The following is a 6,483-nucleotide window of genomic DNA, read 5'->3' as shown; positions in this document are numbered from 1 at the left end:
GCTCAGCATGTTTGAGTGCTTTACTCGCCGCGGGTTGAGAAATATGTAAAACTTCAGCCGCACGCGTTAAGGAACCACAAGTCATTACAGCATAAAAGATATCGAGATGTCTTAATTTCATTCCATGTAGCCTACTGATTATTTATTTCTACGGACTATTCTAACGAATAAAGTATAAATAATCAGATATACTCGTCATAATTCAAATTTTGGTTTAGTTGTCACGAGAATTAATTCGTAAACGTGCAAGCTAAATAGATTGACTAGGGGAATATACGGGGTAAGAAAGCGGCTCGGCATACTGCCCTATAATAAATTGTTAGGAGAAGTACGCCGAGTAGTGTGTAGCTATTAGGTAAAGTATGTACCAATTTCAATAAATATTTTAATTAAGATACTGTTTGAAATATCAACAATAAAGGCACCGACCATAGGAACGACAAGGAAAGCTTTATGTGATGGTCCAAATGCTTTTGTGACTGTTTGCATATTCGCAATTGCTGTTGGTGTTGCTCCCATACCAAAGCCACAGTGACCCGCGCTGATCACGACAGCATCATAATCTTTGCCCATCATTTTGAAGGTGACAAAGCAGGCAAATAGCACCATGACAACAGTTTGTACAGCAATGATAATTAATACTGGCCCTGCCATGCTTGCCAATTGACCAAATTTTAATGACATTAACGCCATTGCCAAGAAAAGCGATAAAGCAACGCTACCTAATACATCGACGGTCGGCTCAAACACTTCGTGTTTAAATACATGAGTCAGTGTATTACGGATAATAATACCGACAAATAAACACCAGACAAAAGTAGGCAGTTGCAGAAAAGTATCTTTAAACAATGCACTGATATAGCCACCAACAACAATACAGATAATCAGCATTGAAATGGTTTCAATAACGTTATTTGCATTGATTTTTCTTTTGACGCTTGGTTGCTCAAAAGCTTCAACGATAGTGTCGCGCTCTTGCTCGGTTGTTTTAGGAATAGAGACCTTTTTCAAAAGATGACGGGCAACAGGGCCGCCAACTAAACCACCCAACACTAATCCAAGTGTTGCACAAGCCATCGCTAATTCAACGGCGCCTGTTACACCATATTTATCAGCGAGAATAGGGCCCCATGCTCCGGCATTACCATGACCACCTGTTAGAGTAATTGAACCTGCAATTAAGCCAATAAATGGACTTTCATTCATCATGACAGCCATACTCATGCCGACAGTATTTTGAATGGCGATTAGGATCGTTACTGCAATAGTTAATAGAACTAACGGCTTTCCTCCTTTAATCAGTCGAGAAAAGTCAGAACTTAGCCCGATAGAGGAAAAGAATGTGAGCATTAATAAACTTTGCAATGAAGCATCAAAAGTAAACGAATAACCTGATGTTTTATCAATAATTAACAGAACAATTGCAACAATAAAGCCACCAACGACGGCTTCTGGTATGTGGTTTTTTTGTAGGAACGGGGTAAATTTTACGACAAACATTCCTATGAGTAGCGCGATACATGCGACTAATAATGTATAACTGGCATCTAGGATCATTTTTTTACCTCTATTAGTTTACCAGAATTTTCACTATAACAATTTAACAATAGTGAAAAATGAAGTTACTTTGGTTAACTAATCTTTAACAATGAGTTTTATTAGGGTATCCATAACTTTTAGTTAATAGGGTCATAATTTTAGTGTGATCTTAATCATGAAATATTAAAAAGATTAAAATAACAACAATGGTATTTAATGATGGGTAAACCTAAATACCATGCGGGATCCGCACTATTTTCGGTGATAGCAAAAAATAAAAAAGTATAAATAATAAACAAAATTATAAGAGAAGGAGAACATGATAAGCGCAGGCCGAGCAATTTAAAGAAGTGTGATATACAACATAAAACAGCAGCATGACCTTTCTATATTTCGTTGCTTATCGAAGTGTTAATTTTCGGGTGGATTACTCTGTTTGTTGATTAATAACGGAGAAAAATATGATTGCTGTAATATTTGAGGTGCAAATACAACCCGACCAACAAACTCGCTATTTGACTTTAGCTGAGGAGTTAAGACCACTATTAAGTCATGTAGCTGGTTTTATTTCAATTGAACGTTTTCAAAGTCTAGCTACAGAAGGAAAAATGTTATCGCTATCTTGGTGGGAAAACGAATACGCAGTTCTGCAATGGAAAAATCATGTTTTACATGCGAAAGCTCAACAAGAAGGGCGAGAGTCAATATTTGATTTTTACAAAATTAGTACTGCTCATATTACTCGCGAATATTCATTTAAAAAGGACAAGGATAATGTTTGATGTTCACGTTGTTTTAGATAATCAAATAGGACAATTAGCATTACTAGGAAAAACATTAGGTAATAAAGGTATTGGATTGGAAGGGGGAGGGATATTTACGGTTGGTGATGAATGCCATGCTCATTTTCTTGTTGAACAAGGAAAGGAAGCTAAAATAGCGCTAGAGCAAGCTGGACTGTTAGTACTTGCGATCCGGACACCATTAATTCGTAAGTTAAAACAGGAAAAACCGGGGGAACTTGGCGAAATAGCACGAGTATTGGCGGAGAATAACATTAATATTTTAGTGCAATACAGTGACCATGCTAACCAACTGATATTAATAACGGACAATGATAGTATGGCTGCATCTGTTACGCTCCCTTGGGCAATAAAGTGAACTTGCGATGGCTAATTTAATACGAAAAGAGGTTACCTTTGAGTCCTCAATAGCCGCGATAGGGGCGGCTATGTCTGACATTTCACGAGTTAAAATACTCAGTGCTTTGATGGATGGGCGAGCTTGGACGGCCACTGAGCTAAGTTCTGTGGCGAATATATCAGCTTCAACGGCGAGCAGTCATTTATCTAAATTATTAGATTGCCAGCTAATCACAGTAGTAGCTCAAGGCAAGCATCGTTATTTTCGGCTAGCAGGAAAAGATATTGCTGAATTGATGGAAAGTATGATGGGGATCTCCTTAAACCATGGCGTACATGCCAAAGTTTCCACGCCAGTGCATTTACGAAAAGCACGTACTTGCTATGATCATTTAGCTGGCGAAGTTGCCGTTAAGATCTATGATTCCCTTTGTCAACAGCAATGGATCACTGAAAATGGTTCAATGATCACATTAAGTGGTATTCAATATTTTCATGAAATGGGAATTGACGTTCCTTCCAAACATTCACGTAAAATCTGTTGTGCGTGTTTAGATTGGAGTGAACGCCGTTTCCATTTAGGTGGGTACGTTGGAGCCGCATTATTTTCGCTTTATGAATCTAAAGGGTGGTTAACTCGACATCTTGGTTACCGTGAAGTTACCATCACGGAAAAAGGTTATGCTGCTTTTAAGACCCACTTTCACATTTAAGTTGTTTTTCTAATCCGCATATGATCAATTCAAGGCCGAATAAGAAGGCTGGCTCTGCACCTTGGTGATCAAATAATTCGATAGCTTGTCGTAATAATGGCGGCATACTATCAGTAGTAGGTGTTTCCCTTTCTTCTTTAGCGACTTGATGCTCTTGATCTTCCAATACGCAACCTAAAGTAAAATGCCCCACAGCGCTGAGTGCATATAATGCATTCTCTAGTGAAAAACCTTGTTGGCATAAAAAGGCTAATTGATTTTCGAGAGTTTCATACTGTTTTTCTGTAGGCCGTGTACCTAAATGTACTTTTGCTCCATCGCGATGACTTAGTAAAGCACATCTAAAACTTTTAGCGTTATTACGTAAAAAATCTTGCCAGCTTTCCCCTTCTAAAGGGCAAAAGTGAGTATGGTGCCTATCTAACATCTCAATGGCTAAGGCGTCGAGCAAAGCCCGCTTATTTTTTACATGCCAATACAATGTAGGCTGCTCTACACCTAGCTTCTGGGCGAGTTTACGGGTTGTTAAACCTTCGATTCCGACCTCATTAAGCAGCTCTAATGCGCTGTTAATCACTTTACTTTTATCTAATCTAGACATCATTAATTCCTAATTTTTGTTGACACTCTATCATTGATAGAGTTATTTTACCACTCCCTATCAGTGATAGAGAAAAGTGAAATGAATAGTTCGACAAAGATCGCATTGGTAATTACGTTACTCGATGCCATGGGGATTGGCCTTATCATGCCAGTCTTGCCAACGTTATTACGTGAATTTATTGCTTCGGAAGATATCGCTAACCACTTTGGCGTATTGCTTGCACTTTATGCGTTAATGCAGGTTATCTTTGCTCCTTGGCTTGGAAAAATGTCTGACCGATTTGGTCGGCGCCCAGTGCTGTTGTTGTCATTAATAGGCGCATCGCTGGATTACTTATTGCTGGCTTTTTCAAGTGCGCTTTGGATGCTGTATTTAGGCCGTTTGCTTTCAGGGATCACAGGAGCTACTGGGGCTGTCGCGGCATCGGTCATTGCCGATACCACCTCAGCTTCTCAACGCGTGAAGTGGTTCGGTTGGTTAGGGGCAAGTTTTGGGCTTGGTTTAATAGCGGGGCCTATTATTGGTGGTTTTGCAGGAGAGATTTCACCGCATAGTCCCTTTTTTATCGCTGCGTTGCTAAATATTGTCACTTTCCTTGTGGTTATGTTTTGGTTCCGTGAAACCAAAAATACACGTGATAATACAGATACCGAAGTAGGGGTTGAGACGCAATCGAATTCGGTATACATCACTTTATTTAAAACGATGCCCATTTTGTTGATTATTTATTTTTCAGCGCAATTGATAGGCCAAATTCCCGCAACGGTGTGGGTGCTATTTACCGAAAATCGTTTTGGATGGAATAGCATGATGGTTGGCTTTTCATTAGCGGGTCTTGGTCTTTTACACTCAGTATTCCAAGCCTTTGTGGCAGGAAGAATAGCCACTAAATGGGGCGAAAAAACGGCAGTACTGCTCGGATTTATTGCAGATAGTAGTGCATTTGCCTTTTTAGCGTTTATATCTGAAGGTTGGTTAGTTTTCCCTGTTTTAATTTTATTGGCTGGTGGTGGGATCGCTTTACCTGCATTACAGGGAGTGATGTCTATCCAAACAAAGAGTCATCAGCAAGGTGCTTTACAGGGATTATTGGTGAGCCTTACCAATGCAACCGGTGTTATTGGCCCATTACTGTTTGCTGTTATTTATAATCATTCACTACCAATTTGGGATGGCTGGATTTGGATTATTGGTTTAGCGTTTTACTGTATTATTATCCTGCTATCGATGACCTTCATGTTAACCCCTCAAGCTCAGGGGAGTAAACAGGAGACAAGTGCTTAGTTATTTCGTCACCAAATGATGTTATTCCGCGAAATATAATGACCCTCTTGATAACCCAAGAGGGCATTTTTTACGATAAAGAAGATTTAGCTTCAAATAAAACCTATCTATTTTATTTATCTTTCAAGCTCAATAAAAAGCCGCGGTAAATAGCAATAAATTGGCCTTTTTTATCGGCAAGCTCTTTTAGGTTTTTCGCATGTATTGCGATATGCATAAACCAGCCATTGAGTAAGTTTTTAAGCACATCATCATCATAAGCTTTAAGTTGGTTCTCTTGGATCAATTTGCTGACAATGGCGTTTACCTTACCAGTAATGTATTCAAGGCTAATTTTTTCAAGTTCATTCCAACCAATGATAGGCATCACTTCTTGGATAGGGATAAGGTTTTTATTATTATCAATAATATAATCAAGATAATGTTCAAATATACTTTCTAAGGCAGACCAACCATTTGTTAAATCAGTTTTTGTTGTGATGTAGGCATCAATCATAATTAATTGCTGCTTATAACAGGCACTGAGTAATTGTTTTTTATTTTTAAAGTGATGATAAAAGGCACCTTTGGTCACCAACGCTTTTCCCGAGATCTCATCTATTGAAACAGCTTGATAGCCTTTTTCAACAAACAATATTCGTGCTGAGTTAACCAGTGATTGATAGGTACTCTTAAAATTTTCTTGTTGATGATTTTTATTTTCCATGATAGATTTAAAATAACATACCGTCAGTATGTTTATGGTATCATGATGATGTGGTCGTGACAATCTTAAGAACATTTAGGTTATTTTATGTATATTGAACAGCATTCTCGCTATCAAAATAAAGCTAATAACATCCAATTAAGATATGATGATAAGCAGTTTCATACAACGGTTATCAAAGATGTTCTATTATGGATTGAACATAATTTAGATCAGTCTTTACTGCTTGATGATGTGGCGAATAAAGCGGGTTATACCAAGTGGTATTTTCAGCGGCTGTTCAAAAAAGTAACAGGGGTCACACTGGCTAGCTATATTCGTGCTCGTCGTTTGACGAAAGCGGCTGTTGAGTTGAGGTTGACGAAAAAAACTATCCTTGAGATCGCATTAAAATATCAATTTGATTCCCAACAATCTTTTACACGTCGATTTAAGTACATTTTTAAGGTTACACCAAGTTATTATCGGCGTAATAAATTATGGGAATTGGAGGCA

Annotated in this window: 9 protein-coding genes; 5 read left to right on the top strand and 4 right to left on the bottom strand. The window is 38.3% G+C overall.

Going from position 1 to position 6,483, the window contains the following annotated elements:
* Both IMQ56_RS18295 and gltS read right to left on the bottom strand, forming a co-directional pair.
* Positions 1–121 (bottom strand): LysR family transcriptional regulator (locus IMQ56_RS18295; RefSeq protein ID WP_001713919.1); only part of this gene is annotated, 121 nt, incomplete at its 3' end.
* A 230-nt stretch (positions 122–351) separates the two neighbouring features.
* The gene (gene gltS, locus IMQ56_RS18290; RefSeq protein ID WP_000599533.1) at positions 352–1,557 is read right to left on the bottom strand and encodes a sodium/glutamate symporter; all 1,206 of its coding nucleotides are present in this window, start codon (positions 1,555–1,557) and stop codon (positions 352–354) included.
* A 443-nt stretch (positions 1,558–2,000) separates the two neighbouring features.
* Between gltS and IMQ56_RS18285 the strand changes: the two genes are divergently transcribed.
* Genes IMQ56_RS18285 through IMQ56_RS18275 form a run of 3 tightly spaced genes read left to right on the top strand, consistent with a single transcriptional unit; the run spans position 2,001 to position 3,394 of the window.
* On the top strand, positions 2,001–2,321 hold the full coding sequence (locus tag IMQ56_RS18285) for an antibiotic biosynthesis monooxygenase (RefSeq protein ID WP_196064123.1): 321 nt from the start codon (positions 2,001–2,003) through the stop codon (positions 2,319–2,321).
* The gene (locus tag IMQ56_RS18280; RefSeq protein ID WP_000460651.1) at positions 2,314–2,700 is read left to right on the top strand and encodes a hypothetical protein; all 387 of its coding nucleotides are present in this window, start codon (positions 2,314–2,316) and stop codon (positions 2,698–2,700) included. The genes IMQ56_RS18285 and IMQ56_RS18280 overlap by 8 nt, the downstream gene beginning before the upstream one ends.
* Before the next feature lie 7 nt (positions 2,701–2,707).
* Positions 2,708–3,394, top strand: a complete 687-nt coding sequence (locus IMQ56_RS18275; RefSeq protein WP_001284954.1) for a winged helix-turn-helix domain-containing protein — start codon at positions 2,708–2,710, stop codon at positions 3,392–3,394.
* Here IMQ56_RS18275 and tetR(B) read toward each other — a convergent pair.
* A complete protein-coding gene (gene tetR(B) / locus IMQ56_RS18270) occupies positions 3,372–3,995 on the bottom strand; it encodes a tetracycline resistance transcriptional repressor TetR(B) (protein WP_000088605.1) in 624 nt (207 codons plus the stop codon). The two genes, IMQ56_RS18275 and tetR(B), sit on opposite strands and share 23 nt — an antisense overlap.
* An 81-nt stretch (positions 3,996–4,076) precedes the next feature.
* Here tetR(B) and tet(B) point away from each other — a divergent pair, with 81 nt between their 5' ends.
* Positions 4,077–5,282, top strand: a complete 1,206-nt coding sequence (gene tet(B), locus IMQ56_RS18265) for a tetracycline efflux MFS transporter Tet(B) (protein ID WP_001089072.1) — start codon at positions 4,077–4,079, stop codon at positions 5,280–5,282.
* A 112-nt stretch (positions 5,283–5,394) separates the two neighbouring features.
* Here tet(B) and tetC read toward each other — a convergent pair whose 3' ends face one another.
* A complete protein-coding gene (tetC, locus tag IMQ56_RS18260) occupies positions 5,395–5,988 on the bottom strand; it encodes a tetracyline resistance-associated transcriptional repressor TetC (protein ID WP_000428546.1) in 594 nt (197 codons plus the stop codon).
* Between the two features lie 87 nt (positions 5,989–6,075).
* Here tetC and IMQ56_RS18255 point away from each other — a divergent pair.
* Positions 6,076–6,483: helix-turn-helix domain-containing protein (locus IMQ56_RS18255; RefSeq protein ID WP_001698846.1), on the top strand; the 408-nt coding region annotated here is incomplete at its 3' end.

The sequence above is a fragment of the Enterobacter sp. Res13-Sevr-PEC09-46 genome (genome assembly GCF_015672585.1).
GTDB classification, from domain to species: domain Bacteria; phylum Pseudomonadota; class Gammaproteobacteria; order Enterobacterales; family Enterobacteriaceae; genus Enterobacter; species Enterobacter hormaechei_C.
This window is presented reverse-complemented; position numbering and strand designations above follow the sequence as displayed.